General features: G+C 47.8%; 22 protein-coding genes. 11 read left to right on the forward strand and 11 right to left on the reverse strand.

Translation table 11 applies throughout. The annotated features are described in order from the left end of the window. Positions 1–24 precede the first annotated feature (24 nt). From H9625_RS00105 to H9625_RS00120, 4 genes are all read right to left on the reverse strand, one after another. Complete coding sequence (locus tag H9625_RS00105; protein WP_191762671.1) at positions 25–2,565, reverse strand: glycoside hydrolase family 9 protein; 2,541 nt, start codon at positions 2,563–2,565, stop codon at positions 25–27. Between the two features lie 180 nt (positions 2,566–2,745). Beyond that, positions 2,746–3,690: a glycosyltransferase family 2 protein gene (locus tag H9625_RS00110; protein ID WP_191762672.1), complete on the reverse strand. Its 945-nt coding sequence runs from the start codon at positions 3,688–3,690 to the stop codon at positions 2,746–2,748. A gap of 4 nt (positions 3,691–3,694) precedes the next feature. Continuing rightward, positions 3,695–4,072, reverse strand: a complete 378-nt coding sequence (locus H9625_RS00115) for a GtrA family protein (protein ID WP_087405700.1) — start codon at positions 4,070–4,072, stop codon at positions 3,695–3,697. Beyond that, positions 4,069–5,763, reverse strand: coding sequence for an ArnT family glycosyltransferase (locus H9625_RS00120; RefSeq protein ID WP_191762673.1), 1,695 nt, complete (start codon positions 5,761–5,763; stop codon positions 4,069–4,071). Before H9625_RS00120 ends, H9625_RS00115 begins: the two co-directional genes overlap by 4 nt. A gap of 161 nt (positions 5,764–5,924) precedes the next feature. On the opposite strand from H9625_RS00120, the gene H9625_RS00125 reads away from it, so the two are divergent. Beyond that, on the forward strand, positions 5,925–6,851 hold the full coding sequence (locus tag H9625_RS00125; protein ID WP_191762674.1) for a glycosyltransferase: 927 nt from the start codon (positions 5,925–5,927) through the stop codon (positions 6,849–6,851). Here H9625_RS00125 and H9625_RS00130 read toward each other — a convergent pair. Next, a complete protein-coding gene (locus H9625_RS00130; RefSeq protein ID WP_191762675.1) occupies positions 6,812–7,834 on the reverse strand; it encodes a galactofuranosyltransferase in 1,023 nt (340 codons plus the stop codon). The two genes, H9625_RS00125 and H9625_RS00130, sit on opposite strands and share 40 nt — an antisense overlap. A 440-nt stretch (positions 7,835–8,274) precedes the next feature. On the opposite strand from H9625_RS00130, the gene H9625_RS00135 reads away from it, so the two are divergent. From H9625_RS00135 to H9625_RS00150, 4 genes are read left to right on the forward strand one after another with little or no spacing between them, the layout of a single operon-like run. Further along, the gene (locus H9625_RS00135) at positions 8,275–9,417 is read left to right on the forward strand and encodes a glycosyltransferase family 4 protein (RefSeq protein ID WP_191762739.1); all 1,143 of its coding nucleotides are present in this window, start codon (positions 8,275–8,277) and stop codon (positions 9,415–9,417) included. Continuing rightward, entirely contained in the window at positions 9,414–10,166 is a 753-nt protein-coding gene (locus H9625_RS00140) for a lipopolysaccharide kinase InaA family protein (RefSeq protein WP_177897600.1), read from the forward strand. Before H9625_RS00135 ends, H9625_RS00140 begins: the two co-directional genes overlap by 4 nt. A 7-nt stretch (positions 10,167–10,173) precedes the next feature. Then, positions 10,174–10,911, forward strand: coding sequence for a glycosyltransferase family 32 protein (locus tag H9625_RS00145; protein ID WP_087405696.1), 738 nt, complete (start codon positions 10,174–10,176; stop codon positions 10,909–10,911). Positions 10,912–10,935: 24 nt separating this feature from the next. Next, positions 10,936–11,676 (forward strand): glycosyltransferase family 2 protein, encoded by a 741-nt coding sequence (locus H9625_RS00150; protein WP_177897602.1) that lies wholly within the window; start codon positions 10,936–10,938, stop codon positions 11,674–11,676. A gap of 123 nt (positions 11,677–11,799) precedes the next feature. On the opposite strand, the gene H9625_RS00155 is transcribed toward H9625_RS00150, so the two are convergent. Further along, the gene (locus H9625_RS00155; RefSeq protein ID WP_191762676.1) at positions 11,800–12,711 is read right to left on the reverse strand and encodes a lysophospholipid acyltransferase family protein; all 912 of its coding nucleotides are present in this window, start codon (positions 12,709–12,711) and stop codon (positions 11,800–11,802) included. A gap of 87 nt (positions 12,712–12,798) precedes the next feature. Between H9625_RS00155 and H9625_RS00160 the strand changes: the two genes are divergently transcribed. Further along, complete coding sequence (locus H9625_RS00160; protein WP_087405693.1) at positions 12,799–14,637, forward strand: ABC transporter ATP-binding protein; 1,839 nt, start codon at positions 12,799–12,801, stop codon at positions 14,635–14,637. Here H9625_RS00160 and H9625_RS00165 read toward each other — a convergent pair. Next, entirely contained in the window at positions 14,626–15,648 is a 1,023-nt protein-coding gene (locus H9625_RS00165) for a glycosyltransferase family 9 protein (RefSeq protein ID WP_087405692.1), read from the reverse strand. The two genes, H9625_RS00160 and H9625_RS00165, sit on opposite strands and share 12 nt — an antisense overlap. Positions 15,649–15,658: 10 nt before the next feature. Further along, entirely contained in the window at positions 15,659–16,264 is a 606-nt protein-coding gene (locus tag H9625_RS00170; protein WP_087405691.1) for a DUF4254 domain-containing protein, read from the reverse strand. Positions 16,265–16,604: 340 nt separating this feature from the next. On the opposite strand from H9625_RS00170, the gene mnmA reads away from it, so the two are divergent. Both mnmA and H9625_RS00180 read left to right on the forward strand, forming a co-directional pair. Beyond that, a complete protein-coding gene (mnmA, locus tag H9625_RS00175) occupies positions 16,605–17,738 on the forward strand; it encodes a tRNA 2-thiouridine(34) synthase MnmA (RefSeq protein WP_317173054.1) in 1,134 nt (377 codons plus the stop codon). Positions 17,739–17,825: 87 nt separating this feature from the next. Then, on the forward strand, positions 17,826–18,728 hold the full coding sequence (locus H9625_RS00180) for a serine O-acetyltransferase (protein WP_087207998.1): 903 nt from the start codon (positions 17,826–17,828) through the stop codon (positions 18,726–18,728). Between the two features lie 38 nt (positions 18,729–18,766). Here the strand turns inward: H9625_RS00180 and H9625_RS00185 are convergent, their stop codons facing one another. Together H9625_RS00185 and H9625_RS00190 are read right to left on the reverse strand one after the other, a co-directional pair. Continuing rightward, on the reverse strand, positions 18,767–19,330 hold the full coding sequence (locus H9625_RS00185; RefSeq protein WP_191762678.1) for an NUDIX hydrolase: 564 nt from the start codon (positions 19,328–19,330) through the stop codon (positions 18,767–18,769). A gap of 106 nt (positions 19,331–19,436) precedes the next feature. After that, complete coding sequence (locus H9625_RS00190; protein WP_191762679.1) at positions 19,437–20,270, reverse strand: O-fucosyltransferase family protein; 834 nt, start codon at positions 20,268–20,270, stop codon at positions 19,437–19,439. Positions 20,271–20,334: 64 nt separating this feature from the next. Here H9625_RS00190 and H9625_RS00195 point away from each other — a divergent pair, with 64 nt between their 5' ends. After that, positions 20,335–21,597 carry a glycosyltransferase family 4 protein gene (locus tag H9625_RS00195; protein ID WP_191762680.1) on the forward strand — a complete coding sequence of 421 codons (1,263 nt, stop codon included), beginning with the start codon at positions 20,335–20,337 and terminating at the stop codon, positions 21,595–21,597. A 9-nt stretch (positions 21,598–21,606) separates the two neighbouring features. Then, positions 21,607–22,356: a glycosyltransferase family 2 protein gene (locus tag H9625_RS00200; protein WP_191762681.1), complete on the forward strand. Its 750-nt coding sequence runs from the start codon at positions 21,607–21,609 to the stop codon at positions 22,354–22,356. Between the two features lie 116 nt (positions 22,357–22,472). On the opposite strand, the gene H9625_RS00205 is transcribed toward H9625_RS00200, so the two are convergent. Next, positions 22,473–24,965, reverse strand: coding sequence for a YfhO family protein (locus H9625_RS00205; protein WP_191762682.1), 2,493 nt, complete (start codon positions 24,963–24,965; stop codon positions 22,473–22,475). Positions 24,966–25,054: 89 nt separating this feature from the next. On the opposite strand from H9625_RS00205, the gene H9625_RS00210 reads away from it, so the two are divergent. Beyond that, positions 25,055–25,750, forward strand: a complete 696-nt coding sequence (locus H9625_RS00210) for a 5'-methylthioadenosine/adenosylhomocysteine nucleosidase (RefSeq protein ID WP_191762683.1) — start codon at positions 25,055–25,057, stop codon at positions 25,748–25,750. The last annotated feature ends 6 nt before the right edge of the window (positions 25,751–25,756 follow it).

The raw sequence follows: 25,756 nt of genomic DNA on the forward strand, positions 1-25,756 counted from the left end.
CAATCTACTTTCAAGACAGATTTTTTATTTTTTCTCCTCAACAATATGCTTGAAAGCCAAGCCAAAGATAATGTATTGCGTGTTGCCAGCAATAGTCCCCTCATTCTGCCCCCACAGGAAGGGCCAATCATCAAAGTTCTCAAAATGGTCGGGCTTACGGAAAAGCACTCCGGGAGCTACATTGCCTGGTATGAATGAGAAGTCGGCACGATTATTTCCATAAAAGACCAACTTCGGACGGGCAGCTCCTACTGCGGCAACAAATGAATAATTATGGTAAGGATGACAACCGAAGAGCCAATTAGCCGTCCGGTATACTTCATCTTTCGCCACGATGTCGGGATAATAAAGATGTGCAAAGCATACGGTAGTCCCAAAGCTAAGCAACGGACCGATTCCCGCCCAGTTGCCTGTACCGATAGGCACACCATACGGATTCTGCCGGTCGAAATCTTGAATATACGTTGCATATTGCTCTACATAAGGACGTAACTGCTTGCGATAATCTTCATTCATATAAGGAATAGCATCAAGGGCTGTCTGAAGACTGAACCTCAAGTTCCGGTCTAATTCCTTCCATATCTCTTTTTCAAATACATCCAAATATTCCTTTTCCTGAGTAGCGATATAAAGCTGCAAATTGGTAGCAGCTATGCCGCCCAGTCCTGTACGCGCATTGTTCCGCTTGGATTCGGTACGCTGGCTCAAAAGCTCTTCGGCTTCCTTCATCAGACGCTTCGATTGCTTCAGTGCCCGTGCTGCCAGGCTGTCATTATAACCTTCCAATGCATGAGCTGCCGCAGCAAACATTGTCGCGGCACGCATATCAAGCCGGGGATTACGGGTCGTAAAAGCCCACATATCATCGGGAGTACCGCTCCGCTTCCCATCCGCAGATACTTCATAAGGCTTGAGTGAGGGGTCATAATGCAATCCGTCAGTAATGGATGCAGCATCTCCCAAGTGATGATAATTATCAAGCACTGAGTTCGACAACGTAGAAGCCATGTGTCCTATCTGCTCAGCCTGTGCCACAAGATTCAATACACCGTGTTCGATGTACTGCAAGACATCAGGAGTGCCATCGGGACGATGCAAATCGACATAACGTTGTTTTTCGCTCACAAAGGTTTCATCACGCGATGGCTTGAAAAGCTCCCATGCACGAATCAAGTTTTCTACCACATTGATATTCGCCCCTGTCTCGATATCGAAATCTCCTGCATCAAAGAACCCACCGACATTCAAACCCGGAATAAGTTCCAACGGCTTGTACTTGGTGTCGGTTGTAGGCCCTTGATAGTGTATATCGAAATGATCACTGGGAGGTGCCTGCAAATAACCTTCCTTGAACGGCTCCCCATGCCATACCCGATAGGCCTCATTCACAAACATATGGTTCATGTGAATAGGCACCCACACATCGGTAGTGGCATCGGTTATCTTATCGTACACATGCGGGTCAATCAAAAAATTGTTTGTTTTCACTGTATCATACTGGATATAGTAAATACCCGGAGCCTTCACATCCGAAAAATCGAACTTTACATAGTTGTATTTATAATAAGGTCCCCACGCATCTACCTTCCCTTCATAAGCTTTCGAGACAGTTCCGTCCTCATTGATACGCATCAACGAAGCGGTTGCTTTCGGCGAGTCATTCTTATCTAATTCGATGACACTTACTTTCGGCTGACCGGGTGTATAACCTACCTGGCAAAATCCGATATTAGGCTTTCGAATCCATCCTTCAACGGCATGAGGCTCTACCATCCAGCTTACCACTTTACCCGTCTTCCCTCCCGGCAATATACTACGAAGCACAAACCAGCCATTCTGCGCCAACATGCGTCCGTCGTATAGCTTTAGTTCGGCATCGTTGCTGTGAATGCAAATCATACGTTCCGGGTCATCCATAGCCATTGTAATGCTGTGCCCCGTCTCAATAGGAAGAGGGTCTACGAAACATCCTGTACCGCGGTCGTCATAAGTCTTGAATCCTTTAAACTGCCGAGGTTTCTCGCTATTGGGGCGGGCAACAGTCTGGCTGGTAGCATAACGCGGGAACCGATTCAAACGGCCATCCATCGTAAATGTCTTCAGCCAATATCTTGACGGAAGAAACTCCAGGTTCAACCCCGCATTGCCCACAAGCTTTTCGGGCACAGGCTTATCAAGCCATACAGCTATCTCTACCGCTTCACCTTTGGCTGTAACCACAATCCGGCTATCAAAATCATAGTCATCGTAGCGCAAGCCTACTTCAATGCTTCCTTGCTCACGGTCCACCTTCCGAAAAGTCATCTTTGGCACCAAGTCCCATTGCTCGGGAGTATTATTCAAGCGGACAGCCCCCCCTTGAATGGCGCGAATGCCATGCTGGATAATTTCAATGCCTGAGTTCTTCTCGTCATTGAATCCACCATTAAAACTATTACTGAAAACCAGCACATTGACTCCTTGCCGCTCAAAATAACAGCTATCATTCAACCGCAAGTCCTGTGCTTGCGAAAAAGACGCTGCCATGAGCCCCATAACCCATAACAAATTCTTGTTGTTTTTCATATTACTAAACAAATTACAAATTTATTATTAGAGCCTAAGATTTACCGGAAGTTTAAGTGTGCACAGTTACATTTTCGCAACATTAACAAATGAAGCGCCCCATCGGTCAATCATTCAATGACAAGCTAAATATATCGGGACACAGAGGCACAGATTTTTTCTCTGTATCATTGTCTTCATTCATTTCAGCCGCTCAGTGGTCTGCTCAATGAAATAACGCGGACGTTGTTTTACTTCTTTGTATATCTTGCCCACATATTCGCCTATGATACCGCACGCCAACAGAATAGCTCCACCGATGAACCACAGCGATACCAGAAGAGAAGTCCAGCCGGGCAAGGCACTGCCTTCGGCATACGAGCAGAGTCCGTAAAAAATGGCAAGTATGGCTATCAGCATAAAAAACAATCCCAGATAAGTGATGTAACGCAACGGACGCACCGAGAAAGACGTAATGCCATCGAGTGCAAAACTAATCATTTTCTTCAACGGATACTTCGACTCTCCGGCAAAACGCTCCTTGCGGTCGTAATAAACCAATGCCGAAGGAAAGCCCAGTGATGAAACCATACCCCGCAAAAACAAATTACGCTCCGGAAACGATACCAATGCCTGTAAGGTACGCCGGCTCATCAGACGAAAATCGGCATGATTATAAACGATGTCACCTCCCAATCCACGCATCAGCCGATAGAAAGCCAAAGCCGTATGCTTTTTGAAGAACGTATCGGTTTTCCGCTCACGGCGCACACCATATACAATATCCATACCTTTATTATAATAGTCGACCATGGCACTGATAGCATCCACATCGTCTTGCAAGTCCGCATCTATCGAAACACATGCGTCGGCATGGGCCGACGCCCATTCCAATCCTGCCCAAAGCGCATGTTGATGTCCCACATTGTGTGCCAGTTTCAATCCTTCTACATAAGAATTTTCTTCAGCATATCGCCGGATCAAGCTCCATGTTCCGTCTTTGCTCCCATCGTCCACATAAAGAATCATCCCATGGTCGATAGCATTCCGTTCCAGCAAACCATCGAGCACACGCGACAGTTGAAATGTGGTTTCCGGCAATACCGCTTCTTCGTTATAACAAGGAACTACGATTACAAATTTCATAGCACTATCTTTTATGTTTGAATACAAATCTAACCAATACGAAATTTACCGGGATAGCAATGGCGAATACCGGCAGCGGTGCCCACACTTTCGGAACACCTACATATAAAAAGAGATTGAGCAACACGATATGAAGCAAATAGTTGACTCCATGCGCCACCCCCATGCCAAACAACTTCTTCCATGAAGGAACTGAAGCGAAAGTGAAATAGGCGGTGGCATAGAAATTGGCGACAAACGAAAGCACATACCCCACGGTATAGGCCACATTGACATTTATCACCTGTTGCAAAAGGTAATAAATGCCGTAATGCAGTGCCGTTGCTCCCGCTCCCACCATGCCGAAACGAAAGATTTCACCATATACCGCTTTCCGTTTCATTCCGTATTTTTCTTAAACTGATAAAGACGAAGCCTATAATCACCAATGGGAATCTCTTCCACCCGATAATCCGGATGTTCTTCCTTGAATACAGCTATTTCGACTTCCTCCGCCACCATATATCCTTGCACAGGAGATACTGCATAAAACGGCACCACCCTGTCGCCCAAATAGAAATTTACGATGAACTGGCGCAACGGATTGCCTTTCACTTCATTCAACTGGTACGAATATACAGTGCCTTGCGGAACAATCCGCGCAATGCTTTCCGCTATCGGCTTTTGCGACTTGACATTCAATACCGGAGGCTGGAACAATCCGTCGAGCGACAAGAAAATGGTGAATACGATAAAGAACACATCATAATGTATCATCCTCACGTCTTTTTTCCGCAAAGAGGATATGAAACATTTCACCGCTACCAGCATCGCCCCAATCAAAAACCAGGATACCACATCCAGCGGCACCGTCTCCAGCGCATGCATGAACGCCCGGTTTTCTTCGGCGTGACGACCTGAAAAGATGGTATCGGGCACCCATCCCATACGGAGCGAAAAAAATACCAACAAAAGCAATATGGAAACCGAAGCCATTATACTGCCGAATATCTTCATCACCACCGGACGGACACGCACCAAATACAAGATGTATTCCGCCAAGAAATAAGCGATAAACGGATAAATGGGCAACAGATACACGCTGCGTTTGCTCTTCGGAATGCAATAAAACACGAATATAATCACGATGCTAAGCAAAGAGAACAGGCGAGTGTCGTCCATCGTGCGGATGTATGCCTTCAGCCGCCCCCACCACTCTCGGGGTTTAGCCTGAACTTTCCGATACTTCAGCGCAAACAAAGAAATCAACACCAACAACGTATAAGGCACATATCCTGCCAATACCGTAACCACATTATAATACGCCGGATTCTCGTGTGACTCATACGACATCTTGCCCAAGAAGCGCAACACGTTCTCTTCCAATACCAACTGTAAGAATTCTTCGCCTCCCTGGCGATAGGCCGCCACATACCAGGCGAAAGGAAGCACACACGATGCCAACGCCACTCCAAAGAAAGAGAAAAAAATGCGCCAAAAGTTCATGCCGCGTATCCACAAAAACACCGCCATCACCAGGCAAGGAAGCACCATCCCTACCGGTCCTTTGGTCAGGAAAGCCCCGCTCAAGCAAAGGATGGCTATCCACGGAATGCCCCGCAAACGCTTCTCGCCCCATTTATAAAGCTGGTAGAGCGCAATAACCATCAAGGCAGAGAGCAACATATCCACCCGGCAATTCGTGCCCGCACGATGTACTTCGAAGTTGGTCAGCGTAAGAAGCGCCATCACAAAAGCCACTTCACGCCCGCGACGCTTGGCAAAGAAAGCATACCCTACCATCACCATTGCCATCAGCGCTATCGCCGAAGGCATACGCGACGTATATTCGGTCACTGTCCCTATCACCGCCGAACATACGGCGATGCACCAATGAAACAAAGGCGGCTTGTAAGCGATATCCACTCCATTGTTCACCGGAAGAATCCAGTTCCCTTTTTCCAGCATAGCCAAAGCTACCACCGCTTCACGCGGCTCGCCCTTGGTATGGAAATAAGATTCGCCTAAAAACAAAAATAACGAGCAAATACATATACCCGCCAATATCCATACCACATTCCGATTTTTCTGCATAAATACACCTTTATCTGTTTTTGCAGACAAAGATATAAAGTTTTTTTCGAACCCGTTACCAAAGTATACCAATCTCTTTAAGAATATTGGTAGGATATGATTATAAAATGGTAAGATTTTATTATCTTTGTCGAAATAACACAACCTACTAACAACTTATTATGAGAATTAATTGCGTCGTAGTTACTTACAACCGTGTAGCGTTATTAAAAGAGAACCTCTCTGCGCTTAAATCACAAACATATCCGATACATCAGATATTCATCATCAACAACCATTCAACCGATGGGACTGAAGCATATCTTTCCACCTTCAACAATGACCCTCAGATGAAAATCTATCATTTGGATAAGAACATAGGAGGGTCTGGCGGCTTTTCATACGGCATAAAGCAAGCCGTACTGAACGGATGCGATTATGTCTGGATAATGGACGATGATACCATTCCGGAGGAAGACGCCCTCGAACAACTGATAAAGGCGACTGCTCTTGATACACACATCGGGTTTGTCAGCAGTAAAGTGGTATGGACAGACGGAGAGATACACAAGATGAACAAGTGCGGAATCAGGCAACCCATCCAAAAGAAGACGTTGACGGACAATCCGTCCGTTTATGGACTTGCCTGCAATAATGCCACCTTCGTATCAACTTTAATTAAAGCTGAAGCAGTTTATAAGGTCGGACTTCCCTATAAAGAATTCTTCATTTGGCATGACGATATAGAATATACCGAACGAATTGTACACCAAGGATATACCGCCTATTACATTGAGCAAAGCGTCGTGACACACAAAACCAATAGCAACTATGCCCCCCGTGTGTACGAGGCGGACCCGAAAGATTTATGGAAATTTTATTACCAGGCTCGCAACACGACCTTTCTCACCCGTTTAAGAAAGCCCAATGTCTTCATCTTCTATTTTTCCATATTAAATAAATACCGCAATTATATGCGCCGTATCAAACGGATGGAAGATAAAGAAAGCCAGAAACTGCTTCGGAAAGAAATCAGACGTGGATGTATAGACGGCTTGAAGTTCCGTCCTCAAATCGAATATATCTCCCCCAATGCCCTCCGGATGTAATATCCGGTACGCAGACGCTCACTCACTTGCTTTACATTCCGCTTCATGGCGGTGTATTGTTCGGGAGTGAGCGCATCCAAAACCTTGTCCAAGTCCGCCAACGAAGCGACACAGATGCCGATTCCGTTTGCACGGACAAAATCCGCCAAAGCAGCCTGTTCCCAAATGATGACGGGAAGTTCGCAACGGATATACAACGAAGTCTTATGCGGATTGTTGTATTTCAGGTACTCGCCGAAATCTCCCGTACAAGCATCCACCGAAAAACCGTCCCACACCAATCCGAAATCACCTTGTGCCGTAGCTATCAAGTCATCCGAACGGACAAAGCCTTTGCACGTAAAACGGTCCTTCCCTTTCGCCTTATCCAGCTCGAAACCATTTCCGTACAGGTTGAAACGGAACGAATGCGCATACACCCCCACTTCATACAGAAACGTATTTTTCCGCGGGTTCAACGCTCCGGCATAAAGCACTTCGTAAGGCTTGCCCGGCTTCCCATGAGGAGAGGCTTCCGTATCCGACAAGTAATCGAATATGCCAAGCACACCTATCGGACGCCTGCAGCCGTTTTCCTCCAGCCAGCGTTTCATCTTTTCATTGTGCGCGATGATGTAATCGGCATTGTCCAAGCGACGTATCTCTTGCTCCACGGTCAGCTTCTTGCGCCGGAAACTTCCCAAATCGTGTATCACCACAACGACTTTCGCCCCTCGCAGATGTGCCATACGGCAAACAAAGGTGAAATATTTCTTTAGCGGATATTGCAATACCAGACGGTCGCCTTTTCGCAAACAGAACGGTGCCTTCAATACGCCTGCCAGCGTAACCAGGAAAGCCAATACCGTATGGGTATAACGTGTTTGGGGCAAGCCGATGTTCACAAATCCGTCTTCCTCCATAATCCGCTCAATATCGGTCTTCGCCTTGTTCCCGGCTCCATCCACTCCTTTATAGTTACGCGACAAATAACAGTTTCTCATACCTTTATCTCTTATCTTCCTGCAATGTTTGTACAAAAGTAAATGAAAAGGCAATATTTTGCAAATGAAAAGCTGATAAACATCCGCTCCGCCAGGAAGTATAACTGCCATACCGACACGATTACTAATCGTACAGCGTAACGATTACTAATCGTACAGCATGACGATTACTAATCGTGTCGGCGATGTCTTTTCCTGATTGTCTTTTCCTGATTTTACTAGACACTTTTTCTTTTGATAAACAAATTCAGTAGACACTATCCTGAAAGCTGTGCTTTCTTAGTTGCCAGACACTCCGGACACTATTCGTGCTAACGACAGCCTGTTCCAGACATAAAAACAAATACCGGTAACACAAATTCGGCCGTCTGCCGACAAAAAAATAGGGAGACACAAAAATATTTGCTATTTTTGCACCGATGACCAACAACAAACACGCCATGCGCATAGGATTCGATGCCAAAAGAGCCATACAGAACTTTACGGGATTGGGAAACTACAGCCGTTGCCTGATAGAAGCCTTATGCCGCTACTATCCGGGAAACGAATACCTGCTGTTTGCACCCGCATACCGGGCAAGCCGACAGCTCGACACGATGCTTTCACGCTGCCCTTCGCTTGAATTCCGTTATCCGGAGGGAATGTGGAAACACGTCAGACCGCTTTGGCGGACTTTCGGCATTACGCACCGATTGACCGATGAACAAATCGACATTTACCACGGACTCAGCAACGAACTGCCGCTCAACATCCGGAAACAGAAGAGAGCAAAAAGCGTCATCACTGTGCACGACTTGATTTTCATACGCTATCCCCATTATTACCAACCTGCCGACCGCCGGCTGTATACATACAAATACGGGGCATCGTGCCGAAACGCCGATGCCATCGTGGCCATCAGCGAATGTACCAAACGCGACATCGTGAATTATTTTCATATCGACCCCGCCAAGATACATACCATTTACCAGGGATGTGACCCATCCTTCGCCCTGCCCGCCAGCGAAGCGGCAAAGCAAGAGGTGAAAGAGCGATATCAATTGCCGGAACGCTATGTGCTCAATGTAGGAAGCATAGAGGAACGAAAGAATGCACTGCTTACCGTAGAAGCGATGCTCCGCGTGCCCGAATCCGTCCATCTGGTCATTGTCGGGAAACGCACGCCTTACACCGAGAAAGTGGAACACTTCATCGAAGAAAACCGGCTGCAGGGCAGGGTACATCTGCTTCACAATGTCGCTTTCCGGCATCTGCCGGCACTCTACCAACAAGCGGAAGTGTTTGTTTACCCGTCCCGTTTCGAAGGATTCGGCATTCCCGTCTTGGAAGCGCTCCACTCCCAGGTTCCCGTCATAGCGGCCACCGGCTCCTGTTTAGAAGAAGCGGGAGGGCCTGATTCCGTTTACATCCATCCGGATGATGTATCCGGCATGGCATCTGTCTTGAACCGCCTGCTGGACAATCCCGATGAAAGGCGCTACAGAGCCGAGCAAGGCAAACGCTTCGCCGCACGTTTTTCCGAGAAACAACAAGCGGAGCAATTAATCAACTTATATCAATCACTGTTAGCAGCGCAGCCATGAAAATCATCATAGCACCTGAATTCCGCCCATTACGGAGGGACATCGAAGACATATCCCGTTTGTTCGGCTCTCCGGAAGGGAAGACCGTCTACGAAGGAAGAAACTCCATCCGGAATTTCATCTTGCAAGGAACGCCCGTCACCATCAAACGGTTCAAGCGGGTAAACTTTGCCCAACAAATCGCTTATACATTCTTCAAGAGCACCAAGGCGGAACGCGCGTACCGCTATGCCAGCCTGTTCAGACAAAGAGGCATCAACACACCACGGGAGATTGCCTACGTGGAAGTTTACGAACACGGCCTGTTCACCACCGGATATTTCCTTTCGGACACCTGTCCCGACCCTCCCGCATTTCCCGCATTGGTATTGGAACCAGACTTTGATAGCGCATTAGCGTCCGACTTGGCGCGCTTCGTCGCGAAGATGCATAGCAAAGGCATCGTACACGGCGACCTGAACTTAGGCAATTTCCTGTTCCGCAAGAATCCGGAAGACGGGCATTTTTCATTTACCGTAATCGACATCAACCGCTCGACATTCTACAACGGGTATCCCGACCAGACAACCTGCCTGAAAAACCTGAGCACTCTTACCCACCGCAGAGACCTATTCCAGCTAATGATTTCTGAATACGCACGGGAAAGGAAATGGGACGAAGAAGAAACGTTGCGCGGCGCGACCGTATGGCTGGAAAAACTGGAAGCCAGACACGAACGCAAGCAACAAATCAAGAAACTTTTTAAATGACAAGCCTATGATACCTAAAGTCATTCACTTTTGCTGGTTGAGCGGAGACCCTTACCCAGCCCCCATCAAAAAATGCATGAAAACCTGGAAAAAGGTGATGCCAGACTATCTATGCAAACTATGGAGCCTGGAGAATTTCGACCTCGCTTCCGCCCCGCAATTCGTGCAAGACGCGGTAAAAGCACGCAAATGGGCGTTCGCCGCTGACTATATCCGTATGTACGCCCTTTATACAGAAGGGGGATTCTATTTAGACTCGGACGTAAAGATACTGAAACGTTTTGACGATTTCCTGACATACGATTTTGTATCAAGCATGGAACATCATCCTACCCAATTAGAAAAGACCGGCTCCATCCATGCCATCGCTTCCGATGGCAGCCGGGTAGGCGAAGGATATATATCCGGCATGCAGATACAAGCCGCCGTCATGGGAGCGCAACCCGGATGCCCGTTCGTAAAAGAAGTGCTCGACTGGTATCAATCGAAAGCATTCTCGAAAGAACTGCCCGCCGATATGTTTTCTCCGCTCATCTACGCTAGAATTGCCGAGAAATACGGATTCCGTTACATCGACGCCGACCAAGACTTAACGGGAAACATGAAAATATTCCGTTCGGAAATATTTGCGGGAAACAAGCATGAGGTCACTCCCGCCTCGTATGCCATCCACTATTGTGTACACAGCTGGAAACCGTCCGCCACGGAAAAGTTATGGAAAGCACTCAAGAAGCTCATCGGGTAACCCCTACAAAACGCATTCGGAGATATGGAACACAAATGTACATTCAGCATCGTGACGGTATCCTACAATTGTGCAGGCACCATCGGGAAAACCATTGAAAGCGTCATGCGGCAAGATTATGCCGGCAAAGAATACATCCTCATCGACGGAGGTTCCACCGATGGGACAGCTGAACTGGTCAAAACTCACAGAAACGACTTTTCCTACTGGTGCTCGGAACCGGACGGAGGTATCTATCAGGGCATGAACAAAGGAATCGCGCAAGCGCAAGGCGAATGGATTATCTTCATGAACGCCGGAGACACTTTCGCCAGCACACACGTGTTAAGCGACATAGCTTCTTATATAAATAAAGGAGAGTATGACATTGTTTACGGAGACATCTTGACCGGAAAAAACGGCACACCCAAACTGAAACCAGCCTCCGAACCTTGCAATAAACAACGGATGTACTTCTGCCACCAAGCGGCTTTCGCGCGAACCGCCCTACTGAAACAAATGCCATTCGACACCCGTTTCAATATGTCGGCGGATTTTCATTTTTTCAAACGCTGCTACTTGTCGGGCTACCGCTTCCGCCACGTACCCGTCACCGTAGCGGTTTACGATTCACACGGAGTGTCGAACAGGCAACGCATCAAAGGATTGCGCGACAACATCCGCGTCATCAGGGAACTCGACAAAGGATGGGATAAAATCAAATTCCTCCTGAAGCTGTATTATGTAATCGGCTGGATTAAGCTGACCAAGCCGATGAGCCACTAAAAAAAATGCCGGTTCATTTTAGAAGCTGTCTTGAATTTCTCCAAAAAGTTTTTCTTGGCTTGATGTATCCGTTTTCGTGTGTGCTTTGGGCGATAAATTCAAAACAGCTTCTTAGGCACACGCTCAAACATGCTCGTTTTGCCTCCGTTCCCATTCTTCTTTCGTCCGTTTCCAGCGGTTATGGCTCCAAAGCCAATAAGCAGGTTCACGATGAATCATCTCTTCCAACATAGCGGCATAACAGTCGGTAAGACCATAATCGGGATACTCTTCGGGCGAAAGTGTCATCCGCTTCAGCTCACAATGATAATAACCTCTTTTTATGCGCTTCACATCGGCAAAGTAAACCACCGCCCCTACCTGCTTGCTTATCTGTTCTGTCCCGATAAAAAACGAAGTGTCGCGGTGCAGGAACTTGGTCCAATGATGCACGCTGTTCCATTTAGGAGCCTGATCAGCTATAAACCCAATCATAGTAGGCTGCTTTTGCCTTTTCAAGGTAATGATACGGCGCAACGTCTCTTTCATCGGGATACATTCTCCGCCAAAACGGTTGCGAAGGTAAAGAAACAATTTATCGAATGCCCTATTATACAAAGGATGGTAAATCTGCCCGCAATGGATGGAATCCGGATACCAATAAGCCAGCGAAGCAATCCATTCCCAATTGCAATAATGTCCTAAATAGATAAAGCAGAAGTTTTTTCCGGTTGCCGCCAAATCAGCGACCATATCGTCCGCTCCCGAAAAAGTCATACGCCGCATCACTTGCTTTTGGGACATGGAAAATAATTTAATATTCTCTACCACACAATCGCAAAAGAAACGGTAAAACTTCTTCTCGATGCGGACTATCTCTTCCGGAGTCTTTTCCGGAAACGAACCTTCCAAGTTCTTACGCACAATCTTCCTGCGGTAACGCACGACATAGTAAAGCGGGAAATACAATACATCGGACACCACATACAAGACAGGCAAGGGTATCAACGACAAAAGAAACCATCCGCAAAAAATAAAATAATATAATAATTTCATCAAGACTGCTTTATTTCGGTTTATGAGGCAAAACTACAAAAAAAATCCATTACCTTTGCAAATTATTAAACATTCCATGCTACCGACATGAAAGAATTTTTCCAACTGATGCGGCGTTTCGTATCGCCTTATAAAAAATATTTGGGTTGGTCAATCGTATTAAACGTATTGTCCGCTGTTTTCAACATCTTCTCTTTTTCCCTGTTAATTCCTATCCTGAACATCCTGTTCAAGACCGGAAGCAACGATAAAGTATACCACTTCATGGAATGGGGCAGCGCCAGCCTGAAAGACGTAGCAACAAATAACTTCTATTATTATACCACACGGCTGATAGACACATTCGGCCCTGCCACGACCTTGCTCTTCCTCGGCTTGTTTTTAGGTTTTATGACACTGCTGAAAACAGCCTGCTACTTCGGTTCATCCGCCATCATGATACCGCTGCGCACCGGCGTGGTAAGAGATATCCGGTTATTGGTATATAGAAAGGTAGTAGAACTGCCTTTGGGTTTCTTTTCTGAAGAACGGAAAGGAGATATCATTGCCCGCATGAGCGGCGACGTAAACGAAGTGGAAACTTCTGTAACCAGTTCATTGGATATGCTGCTGAAGAATCCGATTCTGATTATTTCTTATTTCACCACCCTGATAGTGACCAGTTGGCAACTTACTTTGTTCACCATCCTGGTATTGCCTACAATGGGATGGGTGATGGGAAAAGTGGGACGTGCGCTGAAACGCCAGTCGCTTGACGCGCAAAACCGTTGGAGTGACACCATGTCGCAATTAGAAGAGACATTGGGCGGACTCCGCATCATCAAAGCCTTCATCGCCGAAAAGAAAATGACCGACCGGTTTCAAAAATGCTGCAACGATTACCGCGACGCTGTCAATAAGGTAGCCATCCGCCAATCGTCCGCTCACCCGATGAGCGAATTCTTAGGGACATTGCTCATCGTTGCCGTGCTATGGTTCGGAGGTTCGCTTATCCTTTCGAACAATGCGCCAATAGACGCTTCCACATTCATCTTTTACATGGTCATCCTGTATAGCATCATCAATCCGTTAAAAGAATTTTCGAAAGCCAGTTACAACATCCCGCGCGGACTTGCCTCGATGGAGCGTATTGACAAAATCCTGAAAGCCGAGAACCCCATAAAGGAAACGACTCATCCTGAGACATTAAACGACCTGCAAGACAGGATAGAATTTAAAAACATTTCCTTCAGCTACGATGGGAAAAAAGATGTTTTAAAAGACATCAACCTGACCATTCCGAAAGGCAAGACCATCGCCCTCGTAGGACAGTCCGGTTCAGGCAAATCGACCTTGGTTGACTTGCTTCCCCGTTACCACGATGTACAGAAAGGCGAAATCACCATTGACGGAATCAATATCAAAGATGTCAAGATACACGACCTGCGCAGCCTGATAGGAAACGTCAACCAAGAAGCCATCCTTTTCAATGATACTTTCTTCAACAACATCGCATTCGGCGTAGAAAACGCTACCATGGAACAAGTCGTTGCCGCCGCTAAAATAGCGAACGCACACGACTTCATCATGGAAAAGCCAGAAGGATATGACACCAATATCGGAGATAGAGGAAGCAAACTATCGGGCGGCCAGCGCCAGCGCATCAGCATCGCGCGTGCCATCCTTAAGAATCCTCCCATACTGATTCTGGACGAAGCCACTTCCGCACTTGATACGGAATCGGAACGACTGGTGCAAGAAGCATTAGAGCGGCTGATGAAGACACGCACGACCATTGCTATTGCCCATCGTTTGTCTACCATCAAAAACGCGGACGAGATTTATGTATTATACAACGGGGAAATCGTAGAGCATGGGACTCACGATGAACTGATACAGAGACAGGGATATTACAAACGCCTGAACGATATGCAATCACTCGGTTAAGACACGTATCCGTCCGACAATCACCTCCGGACGGATACCCGTCAGGCAACGGTAATCTCCCCAACGGCAAGGCTTATTACCGTAAATGGAGCAAGGGCGGCAAGGCAAATCCAACTGCACGACATTTTCTTCCGCCTGATTCCACCCCATAAAGCCCGCATAAGGATGGGTAGCCCCCCATACGGATACAACAGGAACGCCAACCAACGAAGCCAAATGCATATTCCCTGAATCCATTGCCAGCATCACATCCAATTTGCTCATCAATGCCAACTCCTCTTGCATCCGTAACCGCCCTACCACAGAAGTGACGTGAGGGAACTCTTTCTCCCACGCATCCAACACTTTTTTTTCTTCATCACCTCCACCAAACAAGAACATACGCATACCGCCGATAGCCGATAGCCGGCCAACCACTTCCCGATGAAGGGATAACGGATAAATCTTCCCCTTGTGCGCGGCAAAAGGAGCGATGCCAATCCATTTATCTTCCCCCTTCTCCCCTATCCAATCTTCCAGTAATTCTGGTGCTGGGGCAAACTCGAAAATCGAAGAAAACCGCAATGTGAATGGATAACCTAAGTGCTCAAATGTCTCCAGATAACGGCAGAAAGAAGACTTTAAAGGAGTTTTAAACTTACCGGATACCAACCTATACTTTGCCCTTCTACCTTTATTTATGTGACGCACCCGGACACCATCCGCACAAAAACACAAACGTAACACCTTGCTACGAAGCACATCATGTAAATCAGCCACCGCGTCAAACTTTTCTTTGCGCAACTCCGAATAAAGGCGCAATATGCCTTTCAGGCCTTTATGGTCTTTTTTCAAATCCACTCCTTTAAAAAGGAGATTGGAGGGAGCATACGCAAATAAAGGCGCCATAGCCGACCGGCTCAACACCACCAACTGGTGTTGAGGATAAGCTTTTGCAAACGAATAAAGCACCGGGACAGCCATAGCAACATCTCCCAGTGCTGAAAAACGGATAGCCAATATCTTCGCCATTGCCGCTCACTTACTTTTTACCGTAAAGTACGGGGTTCAGCGCCGGGTCATTATACATCTTCATCTGCTTATATACCTTCATGTATTTCCGTCCCGCCTCAATATCGGTTATCAACCGGTCGATAGCCGATGACAAATCTTTCTGTTGTTCCAATAACACTTTCAACTTGGCTTCACATTGCACTCGGTGAGCCTCTTCCGTATCCTGCCGTCCTGCTTCCTTACCCATATGGTAAATCTTCAATGCCAAAATAGACAAACGGTCTACCGCCCATGCCGGACTTTCGGTATTGATGGTAGCGTCCGGCTGTATTTTTACTTCTTTATACCGGTCTAAAAAATAACTGTCTATCAACTCCACCAAATCTGTCCGGTCTTGATTCGACTTATCAATGCGGCGTTTCAACGCAAGCGCTTCCACCGGATCAATCTCCGGATTGCGGATTAAATCTTCCAAATGCCACTGCACCGTATCAATCCAACACTTCAAATATAAATAATATTCGATGGTTTTCATCGGATAAGGATTCACTATCGGTGCATCCACATTATCTTCTTTATGATAATCGTCAATCACTTGTACAAATATGGGATTGCTCAATTCCGTAAAAGTCATATTGTTTTCGTTTTTATAAGATTAATAACCCAGCCCAAAATCCCAAAAGGGTATCATAACGAACCCGTTTTATCAAATCGGTTGAAACATTCGGCAAATGTAATGCATTTGTATCACATTAAAAAATCTTCCAAGTTAAACATTTCTTACTCCAAGCATAAAACCAGCCATACATCAGCATTCGTTTCAACACACATGTCCTTACCGGCAAAGCCCTATTTGTTAATGAACATATAATACGAAGCTATATTCTTAAATCGTGTTATAAAACATATTATTTTAGCACATACACTTGCATATTCCAGAAAAGTCCGTACCTTTGCATCGTGTTTTTCATAGTATTAGATTTAAGGTTAACAAAGGTTGGAGTACAGCGGTACTCCTTTTTTTATGTCCGTATGTCATGAGAGCAAAACAGAACAAGCGTGTATTATTAGGAATGAGTGGTGGAACCGACAGTTCGGTAGCAGCCATTATCTTACAGGATGCCGGATACGAAGTAACCGGTATCACGTTCCGCTTTTACGAAAAAGATGCTCATACCGAATACCTGGACGATGCCGCTGAACTCTGCACACGGCTACACATCCCACACCTCGTTTATGATGCCCGCGAAATCTTCCAGCAACGAATAATCACTTATTTCATCAACGAATATTTGAAAGGACGCACCCCCGTGCCCTGCACTCTTTGCAACAATCTTCTGAAATGGCCGCTCTTACAACAAGTTGCCGACGAACAAGACATCTATCATATCGCCACAGGACACTATGTACAAAAGGTCCTACACAACGGACGCTGGCATATCTCTGCCGGCTCTGACCCAGACAAAGACCAATCATTTTTCCTTTGGGGATTGTCGCAAGAAACGTTGCAACGAATGCTTTTGCCCATGGGTAACCTTACCAAAAAAGAAGTGCGCGCACTAGCTGCCGAACGGGGATTCACAAAAATGGCTCACAAACGTGATAGTCAGGGGGTCTGTTTTTGTCCCGGAGATTACCGCACTTTCTTACGCGAACATACAGAAACTGGAAAAATCGTACCCGGCATCTTTTACAACGAAGCCGGCATCCCCATCGGGACACACGAAGGATATCCTTTTTATACCATCGGACAACGCCGCAGACTGGGTATTTATCAGAACCAGGCATTATTCGTCAAACAAATCATTCCCGAAACAAATGCAGTCATCATCTGCAACCGCTTGCAGGCACTGGAACATAACGGCATGTACCTTTCACACTGGTACTTGGCATGCCCCGATGAAATCATTGGAAGCAATGATGAAATTATCGTAAAAATACGCTACCGCAAACAAGCCAACCGTTGTAGGGTTACACTTACCGCCGACAACCGTTTGCATGTCTGCCTGCACGAACCGTTGGCGTCCATTGCCTGCGGACAAGCGGCGGTATTCTATCGAAACAACATTGTACTGGGTGGAGGAATTATCGATGCCGTAGTTGAATAAATTGTTTTTCCATGTCTTTACAACTTTCTGTTTCAATCAATCAATATTTTTTGTACATTTGCTCGCATACAAATTAAAACACTTAGCATGATGATACCCGATTACACTCCTATCCTCAACAAAACGGTCAATGAATTGTCCGACCCTGCCTCCTATGAAGGACTGTTCCATCAATACAAAGACGGTGAACTCCTCCCCTCTGCCAAATCACTCAGGCGCATCGTAGAACTGTCACGTGAAATTCTTTTTCCTGGCTACTTCGGCAACTCTACCATACACAGACGCACCCTCAACTATCACATCGGTGTAGATGTAGAAGAACTGTTCCGCTTGCTTACCGAACAGGTGGAGGCAGGATTCTGTTTCGGCATCGAGAATGCACTTTCCGACGAATCTCCGGAAGAATGCCTGTGCCATACTACAGCCTCAAACATTGCTGCCCAGTTCATCAGTCGCCTGCCGCTAATACGCCACACTCTAGCCACAGATGTAGAAGCGGCTTACTACGGCGACCCTGCCGCTACCTGCTTCGGTGAAATCATCTGTTGCTATCCCATTATCCGTGCCATCACCAATTACCGTATAGCCCACGAACTCTACACGCTAGGCGTGCCACTCATTCCACGTATCATCACCGAAATGGCCCACTCGGAAACGGGTATCGATATCCATCCGGGAGCAAAGATAGGTGATCACTTCACCATCGACCACGGTACAGGCGTGGTTATCGGCGCCACATGCATCATTGGCAATCATGTCAAACTTTATCAAGGAGTGACACTAGGAGCAAAAAGCTTCCCTCTTGACGAACATGGAAACCCCATCAAAGGTATCCCCCGCCATCCAATTTTGGAGGATGATGTAATTGTCTATTCGAATGCCACCATCCTGGGACGCATCACCATCGGGCGCGGAGCTACCATTGGAGGAAATATCTGGGTAACCGAAAGTGTTCCGGCTGGAGCACGCATCGTACAGCGGAAAAGCTGAGTCATTTCACCACAGATAGCTCAGATTTTCATAAAAACCTACAGCAGCCCGTTCACGGCAAAGTATTTCCAAAGCGGGGCTGCCATCAGGGCTTGCTTGACTTGGTCGTTCAAGAGCAGGGTGCGCACTTCATCCGCTGTAAGCAATTCGACGCTGATGTCCTCGGTTTCTTCCAGATGCTGGGTAGAGACACGCTCCACACCGGTGGCAAGGAAGCAATGGCAGAGGTTCGTGTTCGTGCTGGGATTGGCGGAGATGTCCATCCAGTGTTGCCATTCGCCCCCGCCGAAACCAGTTTCCTCGTACAATTCACGCCGAGCTGATTCGAGGGGCGATTCTCCTTTCTCGCATACGCCTGCACAGATTTCATAACAAGTCATCCCCAGTCCGTGGCGGTACTGGCGTTCCATCAGGAACTTACCGTCGCGGGTAATCGCCAGCACGTTTATCCAGTCGGGATATTCCAGCACATAATACTCTTTGTTTTCTGCTCCTGTAGGCAACAGCACGTGGTCTTTTCGTGCTGTGAGCCACGGACGCCGGATGAGGTATTCGCTCTCCAGCACCGTCCATTTCCGGTCTTGATTGTTTCCTTTCAGCATATTGTATTAGTTTATAACCTGTATCGATTTTGAAACGCAGATTTACACAGATAATAATTTCTGCGTTAATCTGCGATAATCCGCGTTTCCTTATAACAGCATTAATCTATCGCTTCACCACTATCAACGGGATTCTTCCCAGCTCTGCCGCCAGTTCAGAGAACGAGCTGTGGAACGAGCCGTATATCTTCCGGGTGTGTGCCAGCGTCCACAGGTCGGCGATGCCTTCGCGGATGCCTTCCGTGGTACTGCGGTCGGCTTTGCTTTCGGCACAGACAATTCTTTCGCCGTAACGGGTGCGCATCGCTTGTTTCACTTCTTCCGAATCGGTGGCAAGGTAGATACAAAGGTCGGGATGCGCCGCCTGTTCCTTATCCAAACAACCGAAAAACGCCTCCAGTGGACTGTGCTCGATAGACAAAACATTATCAGTACGACGGATATGCACGCCTACGGTATAATCCGAAAAGGCGGAAATGCGTTTCCCGATGACCTCCTCTATCTGCGGAACGGGACGGAACACCTCGTACAGCAGCGCATCGGGATAAGCATAGAAAGGCAGATAAGACGCCATATATACATTCCCCTGCCTTGACCAGCCCTCAAAGTCGAAACCTTGCGTGCGGAGCGCGTCTATCTGATGCTCGTACAGACACGACCGGAACAGCAGCTTCTGAAACAAGGCAGGAACACGGAAGTTCTTCTGCCTCGGACGGTCGTACACCAACAAATCAAAAGCCGATGCTTCGGTAATACATACCTTTTCGGACAAATTCCGGGGCACGAACAAATCACGAAAAGCAGCATGCAATGCCCAGTCACGAAACCAGATTACTTTCAATTCAATGCCGGTCTGTTCCGCCAATGCAATGGCGGAAAGCGTGGCACGGATGCGGTTTGCCAAACCTCCGGCAGGGACAAATATCATTTTTCTTTTCATATCGCACAAAAGTAGCGAATTTATCTTAGAGAAAATCGTACCTTTGCAAAAACTTTGATGAAATATGAGGGTACTTATCATAAATACATCCGAACGAATAGGAGGAGCAGCCATTGCCGCAAGCCGACTGATGGAAGCCTTAAAAAGCAGTGGTATCAAAGCAAAGATGCTGGTACGCGACAAACAAACTGAACAGGTAACTGTAGTAGCACTGAAGAAGTCTTGGCGGCAAATCTGGCAATTCGTATGGGAGCGTATCATTATATGGAAAGCCAATCACTTTAAGAAACACAACCTCTTTGCCGTAGACATTGCCAACACAGGTACCGACATCACCTTGTTGCCCGAATTCAACCAAGCCGATGTTATCCACCTGCATTGGGTCAACCAAGGCATGCTCTCGCTGAAAGACATTGAGAAAATACTACAATCGGGCAAACCCGTAGTATGGACAATGCATGATATGTGGCCTGTGACAGGTATCTGTCACCATGCACAGGATTGTATCCGTTACCAAACGCAATGTCACGATTGTCATTTGTTGTACCGTGGGCACAAACATGACCTTTCTTATAAGACTTTCGTCAAAAAACAACGCCTCTACAAGAATGCTCCCATTACTTTTGTAGCATGCAGCCGCTGGCTGGAAGGATTGGCTCAGAAAAGTATCCTCACCCACGGACATACCATAACCAATATTCCCAATCCTATCAATACGAATCTGTTTCATCCTACCGACAAGCTTGCTGCCCGACGGAAATTGAACCTCCCTGAAGACAAACGATTGTTGCTGTTCAGTTCAATGAAAATTACCGACAAGAAAAAAGGCATCGATTATTTAGTAGAAGCCTGCCGCCTCCTGAACGAAATGCAACCCGATTTTTGTCGCGAACTTGCAGTAGTGGTGGTAGGCAAGGAATCGCAACAATATGCCGACCTCTTCCCATTCCCTGTTTATTGCCTCAATTATGTAGGTAAGGAAAAAGAAATGCCGACTATTTATAACGCCGTAGACCTCTTTGTCACCCCCTCGCTTCAGGAAAACCTGCCCAACACCATTATGGAAGCCATGTCGTGCGGCGTGCCCTGCGTAGGATTCTGCATCGGGGGCATCCCCGAAATGATAGACCACCTGCACAACGGCTACGTGGCACGCTACCGCTCTGCCGAAGACCTGGCAAACGGCATCTGCTGGTCACTCACCGAAGGCGATTACCAAAGCCTCAGCACCGAAGCCCGACGCAAAGTGCTCAGCACCTACGCCGAACACGTGGTAGCAATGAAATACATCGGAATCTACAACCGCATCACCGGACAAAACGACTGAAACACGCCTATGCTGACACACTTTCATCCCAAATTCTCCATCATCACGGTGACCTACAACGCCGCCGCCGTCATCGAAGACACCTTGCAGAGTGTCATCACCCAGACGTACAAGAACATCGAATACATCATCGTTGACGGAGCCTCTACCGACCGCACAATGGAAATCATCGGACGCTACCGCAAGCACATCCATACCGTAGTGAGCGAACCCGACCGCGGACTATACGATGCGATGAACAAAGGCATCCGCCTCGCTACGGGCGACTACGTGTGTTTCCTCAATGCCGGCGACGAGCTGCACGAAGATGACACCCTCCAGCTTATCGTCCACAGCCTTACGGGATTGGCCGGACTGCCCGATGTCATTTACGGGCGTACTGCCATCGTCGATGAAGAAGGGCATTTTCTGCGAATGCGCCGCCTCGAACCGCCTGAGAACCTTACATGGCACAGTTTCCGCCAAGGGATGCTCGTCTGCCACCAGGCTTTCTTCGCCCGCCGCGACCATGCCGTGCCCTATGACCTCCGCTACCGCTTCTCCGCCGACTTCGACTGGTGCATCCGCGTGATGAAGCAAAGCGCCGTGCTGCATAACACGCGCCTCACGCTCATCGACTACCTCAACGAAGGTATGACCACGCGCAATCACCGCGCCTCCCTCACCGAGCGCTTCCGCATCATGTGCCGCCACTACGGCTATGTACAGACCATCCTGCTCCACCTCAAGTTCGCGCTGCGCCTGCTGTATAAGAAATAAATGATATTTTTCACCACAGATTACACAGATTTTTTAAGTTATTTCTCTTGAAACGCAGATTGGCGCAGATTCACGCAGATAAAATAAAAATAATCTGCGTGAATCTGTGGTGAGAATCACCCGCGCCTCCGCAGGCGGAGCACAACCAGCACAATGGCACCTGCGAGCAGGATGCCCAGCGCACAGTAGGCAATAGTTTCAGTAATAGTAACCGATTTCGGCTCGAAAAGCAAACGGACGGTATGCTTCCCGGCAGGGACATTGATGGCACGGAGCACGTAGTCGGCTCTGCCTACGGGAACTTCCTCTCCATCCACAAAAGCCTGCCATTCGGGATAATAGATTTCGGAGAACACCACCGTACCTCCGGCTTGTGAACTGATTTCGTACGTCAGTTCGTTCGGTTCGTAATGCTTGAACGTAATGCTGCGTGTCGAATCGGCAACCGATGCTTGTGAAGGAGCTTTTACTTGCTCAGCAAACTGAAGATTAACTACGGCTGTCTTGCGTAAGTCAACTACTGCAAGGCTGTCCAGCTCTTCATTGGCATTGCCCACATAACGCACATCGTCTACAAACCAGGCGTTGCCCATTGCGTATGGGTTCTGCACGGGCATCGTGCCTCCGCCCTGCAAGGGGAAGATGAAATATTTCGCGTTCAGCATATTCAAGATACGTATGCGATCGGGGTCGAGCGCCGACATGTCACCTCCCGTCTGAGGAAGTTCAGAAAAGAGATTACCCATTTCGCCCTGGATGTACGCTTCAATAAGCTCCTGATAGCGGCGGAGCTTGGCGGCGTGATATCCCCCGATGCTTTTGTGCCAATAAGAAGTCTCGTTTTCATTGAAGGTATTGGTCGATAGGTTCAGCACCCGATAATACGTGGTATCCTTCAGAATCGCCTTATCGGTCTCCGAAGGCTGCGCGAAAGGTTTCATCTCGGTGCCTTTCGCCACAAACTGCGCGTCGTACAGATAACGCTTGTTCACCGTCCACATATCGAGCAGGCAGAGAGCCGCCAGCGAAAAGATGAGGGCAGTGGATTTCAGTTTCCCGCGCACATACATCAACAGCAGTGCCACACCCGCCAGAATGACACAGAAGCTGCGCCAGGCGTCGGCGGTAAAGATGCTGACACGCATTTCTTCCAGGTTCATCAGGACAGGCGCCAGATGTTCGGCGGGAAGCGCGTTCTGCAACGCGTTCATTTCCATCGTCGATACATACGAAGGGAAGAATACGCGGGGCGCGATGGCAAACAATAGCGACAAGCCTCCCGTAAGCCCCAGACTGACGAAGAACGCTTTTGCCTTTTCGCGCAGCAGTTCGGGATGCTCCACTATCTGTTTCAGCGCCAGCATCGCCAATAAAGGTATGGTGAATTCGGCTATGACGAGGATAGACGAAACGGCACGGAACTTATTGTACATCGGCACATAGTCGATGAAGAAATCGGTCAGCCCCATAAAGTTCTTTCCCCACGAAAGCAGGACAGAGAATACGGTTCCGCCCAGCAACGCCCACTTCATCGGTCCCTTTACAACGAAGCAGCCCAATACAAAAAGAAACATCACAAAAGCGCCTACATAGACTGGTCCCGACGTGCCCGGCTGTTCGCCCCAATATTGCCCCAACTGGCTGTACAGGCCTGAATACACCGGATTGGCTTTGCTCATCGCCCGCTCGTTCTGCGCCAAGGGTACGGAGGCTCCGCCTTTCACGTTCGGCACGAGCAGCGAGAAGGTTTCGCCGATGCCGTAGCTCCATTGCGTAATGTAACTGCGCTCCAGCCCGCTTCCGGTCTGGTCGGCAGACTGCGGCTTCACCAGCTCGCTCTTGCCACGCATGCTCTCCTTACTGTATTGGTAGGTGTGATAAAGGTTCGACAGGTTGATGCATACCGCCAGCACACCCGCCAACGCCAGCACGCCCGTTGCCTTCAGGAAGCGGGGGAAAGCCTTTTCCTTCCATGCCTTCACGCCGAACGCGATTGCCATAAAGAGCATCACGAAGAGGAAGTAATACGTCATCTGCAAGTGGTTCGACACTATCTGAAGTGCGGCGAAAAGCGCGGTGACGATACCTCCTGCCCAATACTTGCCGCGATATGCCAGCACCATTCCCGCAATGGTAGGCGGTATGTAGGCAAGCGTGACGAATTTCCAGATATGTCCGGCGGCTATGATGATGAAGAAATACGAGGAGAACGCCCACAGAATCGCTCCCAATGCCGCCATCCAGACTTTGAAATTAAACGCACGAAGCAGGATGTAAAATCCCAACAACATCACAAACACGTACCATACATACGTGGGCAAATACAAATGATACAGGTCTTGCACCGTGTTCAGCGTACGGATCGAATCATATCCCGGAGCCAGCTGATATGTAGGCATTCCGCTGAACAGCGAGTTCGTCCAACGGGTCACCTTTCCATGTTTCTGATGATATTCCTGATGTTCGCGTCCGGCTCCGATACCCGCCACCGCATCATGTTGCGCCAAGATGCGCCCCTCGAACACCGCCGGATAGAAGTAAGCAAACGAAATCGCTATGAAAAGCACAACCGCCGCCACATCCGGAAGAAGTTTCTTTAATTCATTCATACGATATAAGTTTTTGAGTTTTAATGGGGGCAAAGATAACACAATACTCCTTGAAAATGCTAACTTTGCGGCGTAAAATAAAATCATTTATGAAAATAGGAATCATCACCGCCATGTCTTCCGAGCAGAAGCAACTGGCAAACCAACTGGACAATAAAACGGAACATCGTGAGGGACCTTTCTCTTACATCGAAGGAATGGTAAAGAACAACACGCACATCCTGATGCAATGTGGCATCGGAAAAGTAAATGCAGCCGCCGGAACGGTAGAGCTCATCCGCAATTTCCAGCCCGACTGCATTATCAGCACCGGAGTGGCGGGAGGCATTGACAGCGAACTGAATGTAATGGATGTAGTGGTAAGCCGCCAAATCGTGTACCACGACGTGTGGTGCGGCGAAGGAAATGCCTACGGACAAGTACAGGGTTTCCCCACTTTCTTCCGGGGTGATGACACCTTATATAATTGTGCACTCTCGCTCGATACCGAAACGCCGATTCACGGCGGACTGATTTGCACGGGCGATAAGTTCATCACCGACCGCACGGAACTGAATGCCATCAAGCAGAACTTTCCCGAAGGACTTGCGGTCGATATGGAATCGGCTGCCATTGCCCAAGTATGCCATCTCTACCGCGTGCCTTTCATCAGTTTCCGTATCATCAGCGATACGCCGGGAGCGGACAAACACTTGGAACAATACAAGAACTTCTGGGGCGAAATAGCCGATAACTCGTTCCGTGTGACCGAAACCTTCCTGAAAGCATTACCGAACAAACTTTAAAACCCT

This window comes from Phocaeicola intestinalis, assembly GCF_014837065.1.
Lineage (GTDB): Bacteria > Bacteroidota > Bacteroidia > Bacteroidales > Bacteroidaceae > Phocaeicola > Phocaeicola intestinalis.